The sequence below is a fragment of the Nonomuraea sp. NPDC047897 genome, assembly GCF_043204415.1.
In the GTDB taxonomy this organism is placed as follows: domain Bacteria; phylum Actinomycetota; class Actinomycetes; order Streptosporangiales; family Streptosporangiaceae; genus Nonomuraea.
On sequence record NZ_JBIDCC010000021.1, the window covers coordinates 26,790 to 44,932 of the forward strand.

18 protein-coding genes are annotated in these 18,143 nt (G+C 74.4%); 14 read left to right on the forward strand and 4 right to left on the reverse strand.

Translation table 11 applies throughout. The annotated features are described in order from the left end of the window. The first annotated feature begins 22 nt into the window (after positions 1–22). Positions 23–664 (forward strand): MerR family transcriptional regulator, encoded by a 642-nt coding sequence (locus tag ACGF0J_RS34430; RefSeq protein ID WP_393152796.1) that lies wholly within the window; start codon positions 23–25, stop codon positions 662–664. Between the two features lie 9 nt (positions 665–673). Further along, entirely contained in the window at positions 674–1,534 is an 861-nt protein-coding gene (locus ACGF0J_RS34435; RefSeq protein WP_393152798.1) for an alpha/beta fold hydrolase, read from the forward strand. A gap of 18 nt (positions 1,535–1,552) precedes the next feature. Here the strand turns inward: ACGF0J_RS34435 and ACGF0J_RS34440 are convergent, their stop codons facing one another. Continuing rightward, a complete protein-coding gene (locus ACGF0J_RS34440) occupies positions 1,553–1,942 on the reverse strand; it encodes a ThuA domain-containing protein (RefSeq protein WP_393152800.1) in 390 nt (129 codons plus the stop codon). 125 nt (positions 1,943–2,067) lie between these two features. Here ACGF0J_RS34440 and ACGF0J_RS34445 point away from each other — a divergent pair, with 125 nt between their 5' ends. The 8 genes from ACGF0J_RS34445 (at position 2,068) to ACGF0J_RS34480 (ending at position 11,872) form a co-directional block, all read left to right on the forward strand. Continuing rightward, complete coding sequence (locus tag ACGF0J_RS34445) at positions 2,068–2,964, forward strand: NAD-dependent epimerase/dehydratase family protein (RefSeq protein ID WP_393152802.1); 897 nt, start codon at positions 2,068–2,070, stop codon at positions 2,962–2,964. 7 nt (positions 2,965–2,971) lie between these two features. After that, positions 2,972–3,820, forward strand: coding sequence for an RNA polymerase sigma-70 factor (locus tag ACGF0J_RS34450; RefSeq protein ID WP_393152804.1), 849 nt, complete (start codon positions 2,972–2,974; stop codon positions 3,818–3,820). 7 nt (positions 3,821–3,827) lie between these two features. Beyond that, complete coding sequence (locus tag ACGF0J_RS34455) at positions 3,828–4,589, forward strand: SDR family NAD(P)-dependent oxidoreductase (protein WP_393152806.1); 762 nt, start codon at positions 3,828–3,830, stop codon at positions 4,587–4,589. An 88-nt stretch (positions 4,590–4,677) separates the two neighbouring features. Then, positions 4,678–6,327 (forward strand): FAD-dependent oxidoreductase, encoded by a 1,650-nt coding sequence (locus ACGF0J_RS34460; protein WP_393152808.1) that lies wholly within the window; start codon positions 4,678–4,680, stop codon positions 6,325–6,327. After that, the gene (locus ACGF0J_RS34465) at positions 6,324–7,790 is read left to right on the forward strand and encodes an ATP-binding protein (protein WP_393152810.1); all 1,467 of its coding nucleotides are present in this window, start codon (positions 6,324–6,326) and stop codon (positions 7,788–7,790) included. Before ACGF0J_RS34460 ends, ACGF0J_RS34465 begins: the two co-directional genes overlap by 4 nt. A gap of 238 nt (positions 7,791–8,028) precedes the next feature. After that, on the forward strand, positions 8,029–9,150 hold the full coding sequence (locus ACGF0J_RS34470) for a M20 family metallopeptidase (protein WP_393152934.1): 1,122 nt from the start codon (positions 8,029–8,031) through the stop codon (positions 9,148–9,150). 102 nt (positions 9,151–9,252) lie between these two features. After that, complete coding sequence (locus ACGF0J_RS34475) at positions 9,253–10,308, forward strand: LLM class flavin-dependent oxidoreductase (RefSeq protein WP_393152812.1); 1,056 nt, start codon at positions 9,253–9,255, stop codon at positions 10,306–10,308. 64 nt (positions 10,309–10,372) lie between these two features. Next, positions 10,373–11,872 carry an AMP-binding protein gene (locus ACGF0J_RS34480; RefSeq protein WP_393152814.1) on the forward strand — a complete coding sequence of 500 codons (1,500 nt, stop codon included), beginning with the start codon at positions 10,373–10,375 and terminating at the stop codon, positions 11,870–11,872. A 12-nt stretch (positions 11,873–11,884) separates the two neighbouring features. Here ACGF0J_RS34480 and ACGF0J_RS34485 read toward each other — a convergent pair whose 3' ends face one another. Next, positions 11,885–12,796 carry a cyclase family protein gene (locus tag ACGF0J_RS34485; RefSeq protein WP_393152816.1) on the reverse strand — a complete coding sequence of 304 codons (912 nt, stop codon included), beginning with the start codon at positions 12,794–12,796 and terminating at the stop codon, positions 11,885–11,887. Positions 12,797–12,840: 44 nt separating this feature from the next. Between ACGF0J_RS34485 and ACGF0J_RS34490 the strand changes: the two genes are divergently transcribed. Further along, positions 12,841–14,052, forward strand: coding sequence for a serine hydrolase domain-containing protein (locus tag ACGF0J_RS34490; protein ID WP_393152818.1), 1,212 nt, complete (start codon positions 12,841–12,843; stop codon positions 14,050–14,052). 38 nt (positions 14,053–14,090) lie between these two features. Here ACGF0J_RS34490 and ACGF0J_RS34495 read toward each other — a convergent pair whose 3' ends face one another. Together ACGF0J_RS34495 and ACGF0J_RS34500 are read right to left on the reverse strand one after the other, a co-directional pair. Continuing rightward, positions 14,091–14,837, reverse strand: coding sequence for an SDR family NAD(P)-dependent oxidoreductase (locus ACGF0J_RS34495; protein ID WP_393152820.1), 747 nt, complete (start codon positions 14,835–14,837; stop codon positions 14,091–14,093). Beyond that, a complete protein-coding gene (locus ACGF0J_RS34500) occupies positions 14,837–15,442 on the reverse strand; it encodes a cysteine hydrolase family protein (protein ID WP_393152822.1) in 606 nt (201 codons plus the stop codon). Before ACGF0J_RS34500 ends, ACGF0J_RS34495 begins: the two co-directional genes overlap by 1 nt. A 183-nt stretch (positions 15,443–15,625) precedes the next feature. Between ACGF0J_RS34500 and ACGF0J_RS34505 the strand changes: the two genes are divergently transcribed. The 3 genes from ACGF0J_RS34505 (at position 15,626) to ACGF0J_RS34515 (ending at position 18,137) form a co-directional block, all read left to right on the forward strand. Next, entirely contained in the window at positions 15,626–17,362 is a 1,737-nt protein-coding gene (locus ACGF0J_RS34505; protein ID WP_393152824.1) for a protein kinase, read from the forward strand. 80 nt (positions 17,363–17,442) lie between these two features. Further along, positions 17,443–17,805, forward strand: a complete 363-nt coding sequence (locus ACGF0J_RS34510; protein ID WP_393152826.1) for a Zn-ribbon domain-containing OB-fold protein — start codon at positions 17,443–17,445, stop codon at positions 17,803–17,805. After that, positions 17,802–18,137, forward strand: a complete 336-nt coding sequence (locus ACGF0J_RS34515; protein ID WP_393152828.1) for a VOC family protein — start codon at positions 17,802–17,804, stop codon at positions 18,135–18,137. The genes ACGF0J_RS34510 and ACGF0J_RS34515 overlap by 4 nt, the downstream gene beginning before the upstream one ends. The last annotated feature ends 6 nt before the right edge of the window (positions 18,138–18,143 follow it).

The following is an 18,143-nucleotide window of genomic DNA, read 5'->3' on the forward strand; positions in this document are numbered from 1 at the left end:
TGGATAGCGTTATTATCCATTGATGCGCATCTCGGAGCTGAGCGACCGTTCGGGCATCGCCCTCGCGACGATCAAGTACTACCTGCGCGAGGGCCTGCTCCACCAGGGCGAGCAGGTCGCCGCGACGCGTGCCGTCTACGACGACTCCCACCTGCGCAGGCTCCGCCTCATCAGAGCCCTGCTGGAGGTCGGCAGGCTGCCGGTCGCCGCCATCAAGCAGGTCATCGACGCCGTCGAGGACGAGTCGCTCCCCGTCCACCAGATGCTCGGCACCGCCCAGTACGCGCTCGGCCCGGCCACCGAGCCCGAGCCGGCCGAGGAGTGGCAGACGGCCCGTGCCGAGGCGGACCGCCTCATCGACGAGCGGGGCTGGACGGTCGCCCCCGACGCCCCGACGCGGAACGAACTCGCCCAGACCCTCGTCACCCTGCGCCGGGTCGGCCTGCCAACCGACCTGACCCGCTACGCCGAGACGGCCGGCGGGCTCGCCGCCGCCGAGCTGGACAGGCTCCCCCTCGACGGGTCCCGCGAGAGCACGGTCGAGGCGGTGGTGCTCGGCACGGTCCTGTACGGCCGGGCGTTCGACACGCTGCGCCGCCTCGCCCACGAGTCGGAGTCGGCCCGCCGCCTGACCGCAAAGGATCAACCTCCGTCAGCCGGGTAGGGCGGACGCATGTTCGAGGACTTCACGGAAGACATGATCGACGTCGGCGAGACGGAGCTGTACGTCAGGCACGGCGGGACGGGCGCCCCGGTGCTGCTGCTGCACGGCCACCCGAGGACGCACGCGACGTGGCACAAGGTCGCCGCCCTGCTCGCGCCGCACCACACGGTCGTCTGCCCCGACCTGCGGGGCTACGGCCGCTCCGGCAAGCCGCCCACCGCCCCCGACCACTCCCCCTACTCCAAGCGGGCCATGGCCGGGGACATGGTGGCCCTCATGCGCGCCCTGGGCCACGACCGCTTCACCCTCGTCGGCCACGACCGCGGCGCGTACGTCGCCCACCGGCTGGCCGTGGACCACCCCGAGATGGTGACCCACCTGGTGCCGCTCGACTCGGTCCCGCTGGGCGAGGCGCTGGCCCGCTGCGACGCGAAGTTCGCCGCCTCGTGGTGGCACTGGTGGTTCCTCGGTCAGACCGCCAAGCCCGCCGAACGGGTCATCGACGCCGACCCCGACGCCTGGTACCAGGTGGACGCCTCGGCGATGGGCGAGGAGGCGTACGCGGACCTGCGCCGCGCCCTGCACGACCCGGCGACCGTGCACGCGATGTGCGAGGACTACCGGGCCGGGCTGGGCGTGGACCGGGCCGCCGACGACGCCGACCGCGCCGCCGGACGGCGGGTGCGCTGCCCGGTGCTCGTCCTGTGGGCGACCAGGGACGACATGGAGGACCTGTACGGCGACCCGCTCGCGGTGTGGCGCGACTGGGCGGACGACGTGCGCGGCCGTGTCATCGACAGCGGGCACCACCTGGCCGAGGAGGCCCCGGCGGAGCTGGCCCGGGAGATCAGGGACTTCGCCGCCTGCTGACCGTCCGGCCCCGCCGGCTCAGTCCCGGACCGCCACCGGGCGCTTGAGCAGCCAGAGCGCCGCGCGCTGGAGCAGCGTCCGGTGGATCTCGTTGTCGTAGGAGCGCGTGTCGTGGCCGAGCGCGTCGTACAGGACGCGGCCGCGCCGTACCGGGCGGGCCCAGACGAGGGGCTGACCACCGGACGAGGCGAGCGGCCGGACGTCGGGCAGCACCTCCAGGTCGCTGTAGACCTCGTCCACCACGTCGAAGTCGCGCAGCCCCTCGACGACCGGGTGACCGCCGTGCACCCGCACGCCGGTCCAGCCGAGCGGCGGGTGGTGCGACTTGGGCCACGTCCAGCAGCCGCCCAGCACGCGGGGCCAGCCCTGCCAGTCTGGAGCGGAGGAGTCACCAGCCAAGACCATCACGCCTGCCCCGGCGGCGCCACCCCGTCAGGCGCGGCCGTCGCGGAGACCGTCACACCCGGTTGTCACATCCGCGGGCGGTGTCCCGTCCCTGTAACGGAACGGAACACCGGACCCCTGGAGTGATCATGCGTGTGCTCGTCGCGGGCGCCACCGGCGTCATCGGCCGTCAGCTCGTCCCCCTGCTCGCTGCCGTGGGGCACGAGGTCGTCGCCCTGTCCCGGACGCCCGGCGCCGTCGTGCCGGGCGCGGCCCTGACCGTCATCGCCGACGCGCTCGACCGTGACGCGACCGTCCGCGCGGTGCGGCAGGCCGGCCCGGACGCGGTCGTCCACCTGCTCACCGCCATCCCGAAGGTCATCGACCCGAGGCGGGTGGACCGCCAGTTCGCGCTCACCAACCGGCTGCGCACCGAGGGCACCCGCAACCTCGTCGAGGCCGCGCCGGGGGCCAGGTTCATCGCCCAGGGCCTCGCCTTCGCCTACCGGCCCGGCGACGGGCTCGCGGACGAGGACGCGCCGCTGTGGTCCGACGCGCCCCGGCCGTACGGGCCGGTCGTCGCGGCGCTGACGGAGCTGGAGCGGCAGACCGCCGGCGCCGGGGGCCTGGTGCTGCGTTTCGGGCACCTCACCGGGCCCGGCTCGGTCTACGCGGACGACGGGTCCACGGCCGAGGCCGTCCGCCGGCGCAGGCTGCCCGTCGTCGGCGACGGCGGTTCGGTGCTGTCGTTCACCCACGCCTGCGACGCGGCCAGCGCGATCGTCGCCGCCCTCGACAAGAACGTCACCGGCGCGCTCAACGTGGTCGACGACACTCCCGTGACCATGCGCGACTGGCTGCCCGCCTACGCGCGGGGGCTCGGCGCCCCCGCGCCCCGCCGGGTGCCCGCGCCGCTGGCACGGCTCGCCGTCGGCCCGTTCGGCGTGGCGTACATGACCCGGCTGCGCGGCGCCGACAACAGCCGGGCGCGGCTGCGGCTCGACTGGCGGCCCCGGCACGCCGCCATGCTCGACGGAGAGGGATGATTCCGGGGTGGACTTCGAAGAGCACCGTCCGACGCTCCTCGGGCTCGCCTACCGGCTGCTGGGCAGCATGTGGGACGCCGAGGACGTCGTCCAGGAGGCGTGGCTGCGCTGGCAGGCCACCGACCACGACGAGATCAGGGACCCGCGGGCGTTCCTGGTGACGGTCGTGTCGCGGCTGGCACTCGACCAGCTCCGCTCGGCGCGGGTCAGGCGCGAGTCCTACACCGGGTCGTGGCTGCCCGAGCCGGTGCTGACGGCCGAGGCGGGGCCGCTCGACACGGCGGAGCTGCGCGACACGGTGTCGTACGCCACCCTGCACCTGATGGAGCGGCTGACGCCGCCGGAGCGGGCCGTGTTCGTGCTGCGGGGGGCGTTCGAGTTCCCGTACGACGAGATCGCCGGGATCGTCGGCGTGTCCGTCGCCAACGCCCGCCAGTTGCACCGGCGCGCCTCGCTGCGGCTGGCCGACGGCCGCGACAGGTTCCAGCCGACCGGGGAGGAGCACGCCCGGCTGCTGGAGAAGTTCATCCGGGCGGCGGGCGGCGGCGACCTCGGTGCGCTGGCGGAGCTCCTGCACGAGGACGTCGTCATCTGGAGCGACGGCGGCGGCAAGGTGCGCGCCGCGCTCCGGCCGATCCTGGGCCGGCGCAAGGCGGTGTCGTTCATCGGCGGTGTGGTCGCCCAGCACGGCGCCGAGGGCGTCGTCACCGACGTCAACGGCCTGCCCGCGGTGTGGAGCGCCATCGGCGGCCACGCCCAGCTCACGGCGATCGCGGTCCGCGACGGCCGGATCAGCGAGATCTTCATCGTGCGCAACCCGGACAAGCTGCGACGAGTGGCGCCGGCGGACCTATAGTCGGCCCATGGATCTCGGCATCGCGGGCAAGGTAGCACTCGTCACCGGCGGCAGCGCGGGCATCGGCCTGGCCGCCGCCAGGAGCCTGGCGCGGGAGGGGTGCGACGTGTGCGTGAGCGCCCGCGACCCCGAGCGGCTCGCCGACGCGGTGGTGGAGCTGCAGGAGTTCGGCGGCGTGGTGCACGCCGTGCTGGCAGACGTGGAGGACCCGGAGGCGGCGGCGCGGGTGGCCGCCGAGACCCGCGAGGTGCTGGGGCCCGTCGACATCCTGGTGGCCAACGCGGGCGGGCCACCGGCCGGCCGGTTCGTCGACCTCGGCGCCGCCGAGTGGGACGTCGCCGTCCAGCGCAACCTGCTGGGCACCGTCCGGCTGATCCACGCCGTGCTCCCGGAGATGCGCTCGCGCGGCTGGGGCCGCATCGTCACGATCACCAGCAGGTCGGCGCGCGAGGCGCTCGACGGCCTGGCCCTGTCCAACGCCACCCGCCCGGCCGTGGCCGGGCTCGTGCGCACGCTGGCCCGCGAGGTCGGCGGCGACGGCGTGCTCGTCACCAACGTCATGCCGGGCCCGATCGACACCGGCCGGCTGCGCGAGCTGGCGGGCGGCGAGGACGGGCTGGCGGCGCGCGGCGCCCGCGTGCCCGTCGGCCGGGTCGGGCGGCCGGAGGAGGTCGGCGACGTGGTCGCGTTCCTGGCCAGCGAGCGGGCCTCGTTCGTCAACGGGGTGTCGCTGCTGGTGGACGGCGGCGAGGCGCACGTCGTCGCCTGAGCGGCGGGGCAGCGCCGCCCGCGGGGCCCGACGACCGCCCGGCGCATGACATGCTTCCCTTGAGGGACCACGTGGGGAAGGCAGGGCCATGGAAAAGCCGGTCATCGTGACGGTGGACGACGACCCGGGCGTCTCGCGGGCGGTGGCCCGCGACCTCAGACGCCGCTACGGCCAGCACTACCGGATCGTCCGGGCCGAGGCCGCGCACCAGGGGCTCGACGCCGTCAAGGAGATGCGGCTGCGCGGCGACGAGGTCGCCGCGATCCTCGCCGACTACCGCATGCCGCAGATGAACGGCGTGCAGTTCCTCGAGGCGGCGATGGACATGTACCCCTACGCGCGCCGCGTGCTGCTGACCGCCTACGCCGACACCGACGCCGCCATCCAGGCGATCAACGTCGTCGATCTCGACCACTACCTGCTCAAGCCGTGGGACCCGCCGGAGGAGAAGTTCTACCCGGTGATCGACGACCAGCTCGACGCGTGGCAGCGCACCGAGCGGGTCGAGGTGGCGGAGCTGCGGGTGGTGGGCGACCGCTGGTCGGCGCCGTCCTACCGGGTGCGCGACTTCCTGGCGCGCAACCATGTGCCCTACCAGTGGATGCTGGCCGAGGACCCGGAGGGCGCGCAGCTCGTCGCGGCGGTGGGCGAGCAGTGCCACCTGCCGCTGGTGATCACCTCCGACGGGGTGTCGCTGCAGGCTCCCGATCCGTCCACGCTCGCCTCGGCCGTGGGGCTGTCGACCACGCCGGCCACCGACTTCTACGACCTCATCGTGGTCGGCGGCGGGCCGGCCGGGCTGGGCGCGGCCGTCTACGGCGCCTCCGAGGGGCTCAACACCGTGCTGGTCGAGGCGCAGGCCTCGGGCGGGCAGGCGGGTCAGAGCTCCCGCATCGAGAACTACCTGGGCTTCCCCGACGGCGTCTCCGGCCAGCAGCTCGCCGACCGGGCGCGCCGGCAGGCGCTGAAGTTCGGCGCCGAGCTGCTGACCGCGCGCAAGGTCACCCATCTGGAGCCGCGCGGGCAGGCCCGCGTCGTGGGCTTCAAGGACGGCGGCGAGATCGCGGCGCACGCGGTGATCCTGGCGACCGGGGTCAGCTACCGCCGCCTGGAGGCGCCCGGCCTCGACGACTTCGTCGGCCGGGGCGTCTACTACGGCGCCGCGCTGACCGAGGCGCCGGCCTGCCGCGGCGCCGAGGTGTACATCGTCGGCGCGGCCAACTCGGCGGGCCAGGCCGCGGTCTACCTGGCGGGATTCGCGAACAAGGTCCATCTGTTGGTGAGAGGTGACGGTCTGGAGAGATCCATGTCGCACTATCTCATCGAGCAGATCCACGCCACACCCAACATCGAGGTGCACGTGCAGACCCGCGTCACGGCCGGGTCGGGCGACGGGCACCTGGAGCGGCTCACGCTGTCCACCAAGGGCGAGGAACACACGGTCGACGCGCAGTGGCTGTTCGTGTTCATCGGCGCCGAGCCCTACACCTCGTGGCTCGGCGACACGGTCGAGCGTGACGCCAAGGGGTTCGTGCTCACCGGCCCCGACCTGGTGCAGGGCGGGAAGCGGCCGCGCAACTGGCCGCTGCGCCGCGAGCCCTACTACCTGGAGACCAACGTGCCGGGCGTGCTGGCGGCGGGCGACGTGCGGGCGGAGTCGATCAAACGGGTCGCCTCGGCCGTCGGCGAGGGCGCGATGGCCGTCGCGCTCGTACACCGTTACCTGGAGAAGCAGTGAGCGTTCCGACCGACCTCCCCATCGACATCGACGAGCTGCGCAAGCTGTTCCTGTTCGAGCGGCTGACCGACGGGCAGCTCACCAAGCTGGCCGCCAGCGGTGCCGTGCGCTCCTTCGCGCAGGACGAGGACATCCTGCGGCAGGGTGAGCCCGCCGAGTGCTTCGCGGTGCTGATCGAGGGCGAGCTGCAGATGATCCAGGAGACCGTCAGCGCCGGCACCGTGGCCATGCCGCGCACCGCCCAGCCCGGCGTCTACGGCGGCGCCACCGCCGCCTACCTCGGCGACCGCGCCCCGGCGACCTACCAGCACACGCTGCGGGCCACCGCGCCGTCCCGGATGTTCATGCTGCCCGCCAAGAAGTTCGCGCACATCGTGGCCGAGTGGTTCCCGATGGCGATGCACCTGCTCGACGGCATCTGGTCGGGTGGGCGGATGCAGCGCGAGGTCATCGACCGGCGTCAGCGGCTCACCGCGCTGGGCACGATCACCGCGGGGCTCACGCACGAGCTGAACAACCCGGCCGCCGCGGCCGTCCGCGCGGTCGGCGAGCTGCGCTCGCTGATCAGGACGTCCCGCGTGGAGCTGGCCCGGCTGGCCGAGGACGGCATCCCGCCCGAGCGGCTGCGCGCGCTCATCGAGATGCAGGAGAGCTGCACCGAGGCGGTGGGCAACCTGCCGCCGCGCAGCCCGCTGGAGATCTCCGACGCCGAGGACGAACTGGCCGAGGCGCTCGCGGCGATGGGCGTGGACGACGCCTGGGACCTGGCACCGGCGCTGGTGCAGGCCGGGTTCGGCTGCGAGCATCTGGCCAAGGTGTGCGCGAAGGTGGGCGAGGAGCACGCGCCGGCGGCGCTGCGCTGGCTGTCGGAGGCGGTCGAGATCTCCCAGATGCTCGGCGAGGTCACCGAGGCGACCGAGCGCATCTCGTCGCTGATCCGCTCGGCCAAGCAGTACTCCCAGATGGACCGCGCGCCGTTCCAGATCTGCGACGTGCACGAACTGCTCGACAGCACGATCGCGATCTTCCGCGGCAAGACCCCGCCGGGCGTCACCGTGGTCACCGACTACGACCGGACGCTGCCGCCGATCCCCGCCTACGGCGGCGAGCTCAACCAGGTGTGGACCAACCTCATCCACAACGCGATCGACGCGATGGGCGAGGAGGGCACGCTGACCGTCCGCACCGCGCACGACGAGGACGAGGCGATCATCGAGATCGGCGACACCGGTCCGGGCGTCCCCGACGCGATCAAGGACCGGATCTTCGAGCCGTTCTTCACCACCAAGACCGTCGGCCAGGGCACGGGGCTGGGGCTCGACATCTCCTACCGCATCGTGGCCGGGCGGCACGGCGGCGAGATCAAGGTCCGCTCGGTGCCCGGCGACACGTGGTTCGAGGTGCGCCTGCCGCTGCGCGAGCCGGCCGCCGCGGCCGCGCCGGACCCCGGCGAGACGGACTGACCCCGCCCCGCCCCGGCCCACCCGTCCCTTCCTGACCGACGCCTGCCCGCCTGACCGACGCGCCCTCCGCCCTGACGTGCTCCCGCCGACCTGACGTGCCCCTCCGACCTGACGTGCCCGGCCGATCGGTCCGGGCCGACCGACTCAGCCCGTACGCACGCCTTTCCCGCGAACACCGTCCGCCAGGGAGGAACCCCCCGTGCCGATCGCCGACTGGACCCGTCAGGCCCTGCCCGCCATGCTCGCCGACATCAGGACCCTGGTCGAGCTGGAGACCCACAGTTACGACAAGGCCATGCTCGCCACCGGGCTCGCCGGGCTGCGCGCCCTGGTGGCCGGGCGGCTCGGCCGGCCCGCCACGGAGGTGGTGCGCGACGGCGGCGGGCACGGCGACACCTGGGAGGTGACCTACCGGGGCACCGCGCCCGGCACCGTGCTCCTGCTGTGTCACTACGACACCGTCTGGCCCACCGGCACGCTGGCCGAATGGCCGTTCCGGCTCGACGGGGAGACCGCGTCGGGGCCGGGCGTGTTCGACATGAAGACCGGGCTGGTGCAGGCGGTCTGGGCGGTGCGCGGGCTGCGCGAGCTGGGCCTGCCGCACCCCTCGGTCAGGATGCTGTTCAACGGCGACGAGGAGCTCGGCAGCCCGTTCTCCCGCCCGTACATCGAGGCGGCGAGCGACGGCGCGCTGGCCACGCTGGTCTTCGAGGCGTCGGCCGACGGCGGCAGGCTCAAGACGGCGCGCAAGGGCGTCGGCGTGTTCGACGTGACCGTCACCGGTGTGGAGGCGCACGCGGGGCTCGACCCGGAGGCGGGGGCCAGCGCGATCCACGCGATGGCCGAGGTGATCACGCGGATCGCCGCCTCCGGCGCGCCCGAGCGCGGCACCACGGTCAACGTCGGCATGGTCAACGGCGGCACCGGGCGCAACGTGGCCGCCGGGCGGGCGCGGGCGGGCGTGGACGTGCGCGTGGGCGAGCCTGCGGAGATGGCCCGCATGGACGCGGTGTTCGCGGGGCTGGGCGTCGCCGACCCGCGGGTCACGGTGACGGTCTCGGGCGGCTGGAACCGGCCGCCCATGGCGCCCAATCCGGGATCGCGGCGCCTGTTCGAGGCGGCGGTCGCGGTGGCGGCCCGCCTCGGCCTGCGGCTGGAGGGCGTCGCGGTCGGCGGCGCCAGCGACGGCAACTTCGTCTCGGCGCTGGGCCGCCCGGTGCTGGACGGGCTGGGCGCGGTGGGCGGCGGGGCGCACGCCCGGCACGAGCACGTGCTCCTTGAGCACGTCCCGGTGCGTACCGCGCTGACGATGGGGCTGGTCACGGGGCTGGTCGGCGGGCTGGTCGACGGGCCGGGGTAGGGACCGGCGCGGGAAAGCCGGGCCCGGCGGGGCTCTCAACCGGCGGCTGACCTGATACGCTCCCAAGCGAGCGCTTGGTTCACATCTGTGAGAGGCCACCGCATGAAGTTCTCCACCTTCCACCTCTTCCACCGGTTCGACGGGCAGAGCTTCAAGGACGTCTACGACCACCACCTGGAGCTCATCGAGCTGGCCGAGGAACTGGGTTTCGACGGGGTGCGGCTGGCCGAGCACCACTTCCGCGACTACGGCGTGGCGCCCAACCTCTTCACCGTGCTCGCGCACGCGGCCGCCCGGACCTCGCGCCTGCGGCTGGGCACCGGCATCGTGGTGCTGCCCCTGCACAACCCCGTCCACGTGGCCGAGGAGGCCGCCCAGGTGGACGTGCTGTCGGGCGGGCGGCTGGACCTGGGGATCGGGCGGGGTTACCAGAGCTTCGAGTTCGAGGGGTTCGGCATCGACCTGGCCGAGGCCCGCGACCGGTTCAACGAGGCGCTGGAGGTGATCCTCGGGTTGTGGACGCGGGAGACGTTCGGGCACGAGGGCAAGTTCTACCGGACCGGCGCCGAGGTGGCGCTCGCTCCACGCCCGCTCCAGACGCCGCACCCGCCGCTGCACGTGGCCGCCGTGTCGCCGGAGACCGTCACCATGTACGCCGAGCGCGGGCTGCCCATCCTCGCCGACCCGGCGGCGCCCTTCCGCAAGGTCGTCAAGGCGGCCGAGACGTGGCGGGAGACCGCCGCCCGGGCCGGCCACTCCGCGCGGGCCGAGCTGGTGGTGGCGCGCAGCGTGTACGTGGCCCCGACGGCCGAGCAGGCCCGGCGCGACCAGGAGAGGTTCGAGGCGGCCTTCGACCGCTCACGCATCTTCAACGAGCGCAGCGCTCCCATCGACCCGCGGACCGGCCGGGCCGCGCAGGGGTTCGAGTACTACCAGGACCGCTACCTCAAGGGCGGCAGCGTGTCGGCCGACTTCCGGTGGGAGCAACTGGAGGTGATCGGTGACCCGGAGCGGGTGATCGAGCAGATCACGCTGCTGCGCGACGCCGGGTTCGCGAACCTGCTGTGCGACTTCGGCAGCACCCGCCCGATGCCGCTGGAGGAGATGAAGAAGGTCATGCGCTTCTTCGCCGCCGAGGTCATGCCCGCTTTCTCGTGATCCGTACGCACGACCGGGCCGCGGCCCACTGGCGGGCACGGCCCCCACCCCCGCAGGAGGCGCGATGATCCACAGTCTCACCCTCTCCGACGTCCTGGCCGAGCACGCCCGCAGCCGCCCCCGGCGGACGGCGGTCGTGGACGGGGACATCCGGCTCACCTACCCACAGCTCGACGCCCGCGTCAGCCGGCTGGCCGGCGCCCTGGCGGCACGCGGGGTCACGCCCGGCGAGCGGGTGCTGTGGCTCGGCCAGAACTCCCACGCCGTCCTGGAGCTGCTGCTGGCCTGCTCGCGGCTGGGGGCGGTGTTCTGCCCGGCCAACTGGCGGCAGTCGGCGGACGAGCTGCGGTTCGTGGTGGAGGATCTGACGCCGCGGGTGGTGGTCTGGGAGCCGTCGGAGGCGACCGCGGCCACCCGGGAGGCGGGAGCGGCGACGGCCGCGTGGGTGCGGGCGGGCGAGGAGTACGAGGGGCTGCTGGCGAGCGGGCCGGAACGGGAGTTCGAGCCGGTGGCCGACACCGAACCGGTGCTGGCGCTCTACACCGCGGCCTTCGGCGGGCGGCCGGCCGCCGCGCTGCTGAGCAGCGCCGCCCTGGTGGCCCACAGCACGTCCCTGCTGGTGGTGCGCCAGATGGAGCCGGACTTCACCTTCCTCAACAGCGGGCCGCTGTTCCACGTGGGGACGATGATGTTCTGCCTGGCCACGCTGCAGATAGGCGGCGTGAACGTCTTCATGCCCGCCTTCGACGCCGAGGAGGTCTGCCGCCTGGTCGATGCCGAACGGGTCACGCAGGCGTTCCTGTTCGGGCCGATGATCGACGCCGTGCTGGCGGTGCGGCCGCAGGGCAAGTACGACCTGTCGTCGCTGCGGTTCGTCTCGCACTCGGCGGAGTGGGACGCGCTGATCACGGTGGACGACTCGCCCTGGTGCCGGTCGAAGATGGGCGGTTACGGGCAGACCGAGGTGGGCGGGATGCTCACGTTCCTGGGACTGGCGCCGGGCGCGGCGGGCCTCGCCGGGCGGCCGTCTCCGCTGACGCAGGTCCGCATCCTCGGCCCGGACGGGACCGAACTGCCGGTGGGGGAGGTGGGCGAGATCTGCGCCCGCGGCAAGGCCCTCTTCTCCGGATATTTCGCCCGGCCGGCCGTGAATGCCGAGAAGTTCGCGTACGGCTGGCACCACACCGGCGACCTCGGCCGCCGCGAGCCGGACGGCACCCTCACCTTCATCGGACCCAGGCTGCGCATGATCAAATCGGGCGGCGAGAACGTCTACCCGGCCGAGGTGGAGCGCGCGCTGCGCAGCCATCCGGCCGTCGCCGACGCCGCGGTGATCGGCGTGCCCGACGAGCGGTGGCACCAGGCGGTGAAGGCCGTGGTCGTCCTCGACGGCGGCGCCCGGGCCACGGCCGAGGAGCTGATCGGCCACGTCAAGGGGCTGGTGGCCGCGTACAAGAAGCCCCGGGAGGTGGTGTTCGCCGACGCTATACCCAAGCGCGGCCACACCCCCGACTACGACGCCCTCGACCGCGCGTACGGCGGCGGCAACTACCCCGGCGCCTGACGGGACCCGCCGTCACAGGATCGCCAGGGGGTTGACCGGGCTGGCCGTGCCGCCCTCGATCCTGAGCGGCGCCGCGACGAACACGAACTCCGTGCGCCCCGTCTCGCTCAACTCCTCCAGCCACAGCATCTCCATCAGGTGGATGCCGTGCCGGTGCAGCAGGACGAGGTGCAGGTCGTCGTCGAGGCCCTCGGCCGCGGCCTGGCCGGAGTCGAGCCCGCCGACGGCGGCGTTGTCGCAGGCCACGGCCGACACGTCGTGGGCGGCCAGCCACCGGCCCGCCTCGGCCGACAGTCCCGGCTGGCCGGACCAGTACTCCTCGGGCGAGCGCCGCCAGACGGCGGGCCAGCCGGTGCGGACGACCGCGACGTCACCGGCGCGCACGTCCGGCACCAGCGCCTCCAGCTCGCCCACGGTGACGCGGTGGCCGGCCGGCAGGTGGCCGAGGCCGAGGTGGCGTGGCACGTCGAACAGCACGCCCCTGGCCACCACGCCGCCGACCTGCTCGATGCCGCACCTGGTGGCGCCGTAGGAGCGCACCCGGGCGGCGGGGTGGCCGTTGTAGAGCTCGTCGCCGGACCACATGTGGCACAGCGCGTCCATGTGCGTGGTGGTGCCGTGCGGCGAGACGACCAGCGCGTCGTCGGCGACCCGCAGGCCGGCGCCGATCGGGCGCGCCCCGGCCGCGTAGTCGCCGCCGTCCACCGACATGAAGTGCTGCGGCAGCGGCCTGCCCCGCAGGTGCGGCACGGTCGTGGGGGCGGCCGAGGAGGTGGCGCCCCTGATCGGCAGGGCCAGGCTGAGCACCCGGCCCGTGGCGGCGGCGCCGAGGGCCCGCAGGACCACCTCGGGGGTGAGCAGGTTGAGGGTGCCGCGTTGGTCGGCTGGGCCGAACCGGCCCCAGTTGTTAGGCTCGGCAACCAAGTAAGCGCTTCCTTTCCTCACGGTCCGGCAGTCAGGGAGGCACGATGCACTGCGATCCCCGGTTCTCGCGCGTGCGCGAGGTGTTCGAGCGGCACTTCACCGACGGCGAGGAACTGGGCGCCGCGTTCGCGGTGTACCTGGACGGCGAGCTGGTCGTGGACCTGTGGGGCGGCCTGGCCGACCGGCACACCGGACGCCCGTGGCGGCGCGACACCCCCGTCTTCGCCTACTCCTGCACCAAGGCGATCACCGCGACGGTGCTGCTGCAGCTCGCCGAGCGGGGGCTGGTGGACGTCGGCGCGCCGGTGGCCGAGGTGTGGCCGGAGTTCGCGGCCGCGGGCAAGGCGGCGGTCACCGTCCGGCAGTTGCTCACCCACGAGGCGGGGCTGCCGGTGCTGGAGGAGCCGGTGCCCGTCGAGGAGTTCGGCGACCATCCGGCCATCGCGGCGCGGCTGGCGCGGCAGCGGCCGCTGTGGGAGCCGGGGTCGGCCCACGGTTACCACGCGCTGACGTACGGGTTCCTGGTGGGCGAGGTGGTGCGGCGGGTGACCGGCAAGTCGGTGGGCGAGCTGGTCGCGGCGGAGATCGCCGGCCCGCTCGGCCTGGACCTGTGGCTCGGCGCGCCCGACGCGGTGATCTCCCGCGCCGCCCGCATCACGGCCGGCGACCGCCGCTCCCCCGCGGCCGACGAGGACCGGGCCGCGACGGAAGGCGCGGGTACGGAGGGCGCGGGGACGGAAGGCGCGGGAACGGAAGGATCGGGGACGGGGGGCGCGTTCGGGCGGATGGCGCGGGACGCGCGGGACCCCGGCAGCCTGATGAACCGGGCCCTCGGCAACCCCGCCATGCAGCGGCTCAAGGGCGGCGCCAACCACCCCGTGATCATGCGTGCCGGCTGGCCGGCCGCCGGGGTCGTCACCACGGCCACCGCGCTGGCCGGGTTCTACCGGTCCCTCGTCGCGGGCGACATCCTGCGCCCCGAGACGCTGGCCGGCGCCGTCCGCGCCCGCGTCTCGGGCCCGGACCGGGTGCTGCACGTGGACAGCTCGTTCGGGCTCGGGTACATGCGCCCGTCGACGACCTTCTTCGTCCCGTCGCCGACGGCGTTCGGCCACACGGGACTGGGCGGCTTCCTCGGGCTGGGCGATCCCGATCGCGGCCTGGCCGTCGGCTACGTGATGAACCGGATGGCCGACGCCGTCTCGGGCAGCCTGCGCGCCTACCGCCTGACCGAGGCGGTCTACGGGTCGTTGTGAGCGCGGGGGGCGCACGGCGGTCATGGCGGTCATGGCGGTCAGTGCATGGTCACGCCGCCGCTGACCGACAGGGTCTGCCCCGTCAGGTAGGCGGCGCGCTCCGTGCACAGGTAGGCGACGAGTCCGGCCACGTCGGCGGGCGTGCCGAGGCGGCGCAGCGGGACGGTCCTGACGATGCGCTCGACCAGGCCGGGCGAGGCGGCCGACACCCGGTGCAGCATCGGGGTGTCGGTGGGGCCGGGACAGACGACGTTGGAGGTGACGTTCGCCCGGGCGGCCTCCCGGGCGAGCGTCTTGGCCAGCCCGAACAGCCCGGCCTTGGTGGCCGCGTACGCCCCCTCGCCGCCCGAGCCGGCCCTGGCCCCGTCGGAGGAGACGAACACCAGCCGCCCCCACCGTCTGCGCATCATGCCGGGCAGGAGCAGCTTGGTCAGCAGCATCGGGCCCCGCAGGTTGACCTGCCACATCAGGTCCCAGCCGGCGGGATCGCTCTCGGTGAACGGCTCGACGACCGAGACGCCGGCGTTGTGCACGAGGACGTCCACGTCGTGCCCGGCGACGGCCTCCCGGCAGAAGCGTTCGACCGACTCCGGGGAGGCGAGGTCGAGGGCCAGCGGGACGCCGCCGGCCAGGCCGGCGGCGACCCGTTCGGCGCCGCGCAGGTCCACGTCGGCGACGACGACGCGGGCGCCCAGTGCCGTCAGGTCGGTGGCGATGGCCGAGCCGATGGCGCCGGCGCCGCCGGTGACCACGGCCACCCGCCCGTCCAGCCGCATCCCGTCCATCACCGGTCCGTCCCGGCCTTCCAGCGGTCCACGAGCGCGGCCGCCGTGGTCCGGGTGGCGAGCAGGCTGATCGTGTGCCGCAGCACGGACCGCGCGTACTCTTCCGGCACGCCGGCCACGGCGTCGGTGACGACGGTGACGCGGTAGCCGAGGTTCACCGCTTCGAGGGCGAGCCCGGGGATGCCGAGGTTGAGGGAGACCCCGACGGCGACGACGGCGGAGACGCCCAGCGAGCGCAGCGTCATGTCGAGGGAGGTGCCGGTGAACGGCGAGAAGCCGTGCAGGCGCCTGCTCTCCAGGTCGCCGGGGTGGCGCAGCTCGGGCAGCACCTCGACGGCCGGCGTGCCGTCGAGCATGTGGGCGGGGTCGTCGAGCAGCGACACGATGAACGGGCAGTTGGCGGTGTGGGAGCCGGCCCGGTCGGCGCGGAAGGCCGCGGTGCAGTGGACGACCGGGAAGCCCGCCGCGCGGGCGGCCTCCAGGACGGCGGCGGTGTTGGGGACCACGTCGCGCAGCCGGCAGGCGGTGACCAGGTCCGGGAACGTGGTGAGGTCGCCGACGACCCCTCTCTGCATCTCCATGACGAGCACGGCCGTCCGCTCCACCGGCGCCCCCTTCTTAGCCGAGCGCTTGCTTGGGTACACCGCAGCGTACACGATGGGCCGCCGCCGCGCGGCCCACCGGGCGCGGCACTGTCGGGACACACGGTGATATTTCGGCAGACGTGACAACCCGCACCGCGGGTGAGACCGTCAAATCCACGAGGAACGGCGCGATGGGGGTGGGACGTGGTCCCGGGGTACCGCGAAGTTCGCCAGCTCGGCGCGGGACGCACCGGCCGGGTGTTCCTCGCCACCTACGAGGCGACCGGCGCGTACGTGGCGATCAAGTACCTGAACGCCACACTGCGCCGCGACGCCGGGTTCATGGAACGCTTCCGGTCCGAGGCCCGCGCGCTCGTCGAGATCGACCACCCGGCCGTCGTCAGGACGTACGAGTACGTGGAGACGCCCGACCGGGCGGCCGTGGTGATGGAGCTCGTCGACGGGGTGTCGCTGCGCACGCTCCTCGGCGAGCACGGGCGGACCGGCCCGGAGGCGGCCCTCGCCGTGCTCAAGAGCACGCTGCTGGCCCTGGCCGCCGTGCACGGCGCGGGGGTGCGGCACCGGGACGTCACGCCGGGCAACGTGTTGGTCCAGGCCGACGGCACGGTCAAGGTGGGGGACTTCGGGATCGTGGTGCACGCCGAGGAGCCGGGAGTGCCGGCCGGCAGCCCGCCGTACATGGCGCCGGAGCTGTGGACCGGGAGCGCGGCGGGGCCGGCCACCGACCTGTACGCGGCGGCATGCCTGCTGTTCGAGGCGGCCATGGGGCGGCCGCCGTACGCGGCGGGCGACGTCGCGTCGCTGCGCGAGAGGCACCTGTCGGAGGCGGTGCCGCTGGAGGTGGCCCCCGACACGCTGCGCGACCTGCTGCGGCGGGGCATGGCGAAGAACACCGACTTCAGGTACGCCTCGGCCGCGCAGTTCGCCGCCGAGCTGGAGGAGGACGCGGCCGCGGCGTACGGTCCGGCCTGGGAGCAGCGCGGCCGGCGGCACCTGGCGGAACTGGCCACGGTGCTCGCGCTCCGCTTCCCGCTGGCCGCGGGGACCGAACCGGCGCCCGCTGCGCGGACGCGCGCCAGGCCGCCGAAGCTGCCGCCGCACCTGTGGATCACGGGGGCGGCGGTCTCCGCGGTGCTGGCCGGGCTGCTGCTGGCCGGTGGGGGATCGTCCGGGCCGGGCACGGTGCTGATGCCGCCCCCCAGCTCACCCGGCGAGGAGCCGGCGCCCGACGCGACGGCTCCGCCCCGCCGGACCCCGACCGGCTCGCGCCCGCCCGCCACCCCGGACCGCAACCCGCCGGACACGGACACCGCGCCCGACACCCGGCCGCGCACCGCGACACACGCCGGGACGCACGCCGGGACGCCGCCCGGGACACGCGCCCCGGCCTCCGCCTCGCCGCCCGGCCCGAGCGGCACGCGCCCGCCCGTGCGGCCCACCCCCTCCCCCGGCACGGCGGCGCCCGTCCCGTCGCGCGGCGCGGTCGCGCGGCCGTCGGTGCGGTCGGCGGACATCGTGCGGTGGAGCGGTTCTGCGGGCGCGGTGCGGGTGGCCGCCGACGGCACCGGACCGGTCCGATTACGGATCACCTACACCCGGCGGGAGGGCGACGGTCCGGCCCGTACCGTCGCCGAGGAGACGCGCACGCTCACCGGGCGCGACGTCTACACGAGCACCGTGCTGCGCGACCTGGGGGACGTGCCGTGCGGCACCCGCGCGCACTTCGGGCTCGTCGTGCTGACCGAGCCCGTCGCGGGCAACGGCCCGCAGGTCAGCGAGGCCGCCGTGGACGGCGCGCCGTGCCCCTCCACCCCCGCCCCCGCCGCACCTCCTCCGGATCCGGGCCGTGACGGCGCCCTGCCCTCCCCGGCGACCTGGTCGCCTCCGGACGACCGGTCGGGCGCCGGCGGAGCCGGCTGAACGGCGCGCCGGGACCGGCAGGGGTAGCGGACCCGCACGACCCTTGTCCATCAACCAAGCGTGCGCTAGCTTGGCAGGCGATGACCGGTGACACCTCCGCCTACTGGGCGGCCTGCAGCCGCGGCGAGCTGGTCGTCCAGCGCTGTACGGCCTGCGCCCGGCGCGTCCACCTCCCCGAGGCGGACTGCCCCTGGTGCGGAGGCGGCCCGCTCGTCTTCGAGCCGGTGTCGGGCGACGGCGTGGTGCACACGTTCACCGTGGTGCACCGGTCGTTCGCGCCCGGCTACCAGGGGCGCGAGCCGTACGTGCTGGCCTGGGTGGACCTGCCCGAGGGGGCCCGCGCCTTCGGCCAGGTCGTGGGATGCGCGCCGGGCGAGGTCCGCGTCGGCCTGCCGGTGCGGGTGACGTTCGTGGACGACCTACCGCATTGGAGGCCCCGGTGAGCGTGCTCGGCAAGGTGGGCAACGTGCTGATCCCCGTCGCCGACCTGGACCAGGCGATCGCCTTCTACGGGCTGCCGGTCAAGTTCCGCGACGGCGACCGGTTCGCCGCGCTCGACGGAGGCGGTGTCACGGTGGCGCTGGCCGGGCCGGCCGAGCACGTCACCGACTCGGCGGCGCCCGCGTACCGGGTGGCCGACGTGGCCGCCGCCGTACGGGAGCTGTCGGCGCGGGGCGGCGAGGTGGTGCGCGCGCCCGAGGACGGGCCGCACGAGACGCGGGCCGTGCTGCGCGACCCCTCGGGAAACGTGTTCGTGCTCTACTCGCCCCGCTGACCGGGA

What these genes read in the sequence shown, in the direction of transcription:
- ACGF0J_RS34430 (WP_393152796.1), top strand. Translation starts at nt 23, where the DNA reads ATGCGCATCTCGGAGCTGAGCGACCGTTCGGGCATCGCCCTCGCGACG.
- ACGF0J_RS34495 (WP_393152820.1), bottom strand. Translation starts at nt 14,837, where the DNA reads ATGGACGGGATGCGGCTGGACGGGCGGGTGGCCGTGGTCACCGGCGGC.
- ACGF0J_RS34460 (WP_393152808.1), top strand. Translation starts at nt 4,678, where the DNA reads ATGGAAAAGCCGGTCATCGTGACGGTGGACGACGACCCGGGCGTCTCG.
- ACGF0J_RS34510 (WP_393152826.1), top strand. Translation starts at nt 17,443, where the DNA reads ATGACCGGTGACACCTCCGCCTACTGGGCGGCCTGCAGCCGCGGCGAG.
- ACGF0J_RS34490 (WP_393152818.1), top strand. Translation starts at nt 12,841, where the DNA reads ATGCACTGCGATCCCCGGTTCTCGCGCGTGCGCGAGGTGTTCGAGCGG.
- ACGF0J_RS34480 (WP_393152814.1), top strand. Translation starts at nt 10,373, where the DNA reads ATGATCCACAGTCTCACCCTCTCCGACGTCCTGGCCGAGCACGCCCGC.
- ACGF0J_RS34455 (WP_393152806.1), top strand. Translation starts at nt 3,828, where the DNA reads ATGGATCTCGGCATCGCGGGCAAGGTAGCACTCGTCACCGGCGGCAGC.
- ACGF0J_RS34445 (WP_393152802.1), top strand. Translation starts at nt 2,068, where the DNA reads ATGCGTGTGCTCGTCGCGGGCGCCACCGGCGTCATCGGCCGTCAGCTC.
- ACGF0J_RS34475 (WP_393152812.1), top strand. Translation starts at nt 9,253, where the DNA reads ATGAAGTTCTCCACCTTCCACCTCTTCCACCGGTTCGACGGGCAGAGC.
- ACGF0J_RS34435 (WP_393152798.1), top strand. Translation starts at nt 674, where the DNA reads ATGTTCGAGGACTTCACGGAAGACATGATCGACGTCGGCGAGACGGAG.
- ACGF0J_RS34470 (WP_393152934.1), top strand. Translation starts at nt 8,029, where the DNA reads ATGCTCGCCGACATCAGGACCCTGGTCGAGCTGGAGACCCACAGTTAC.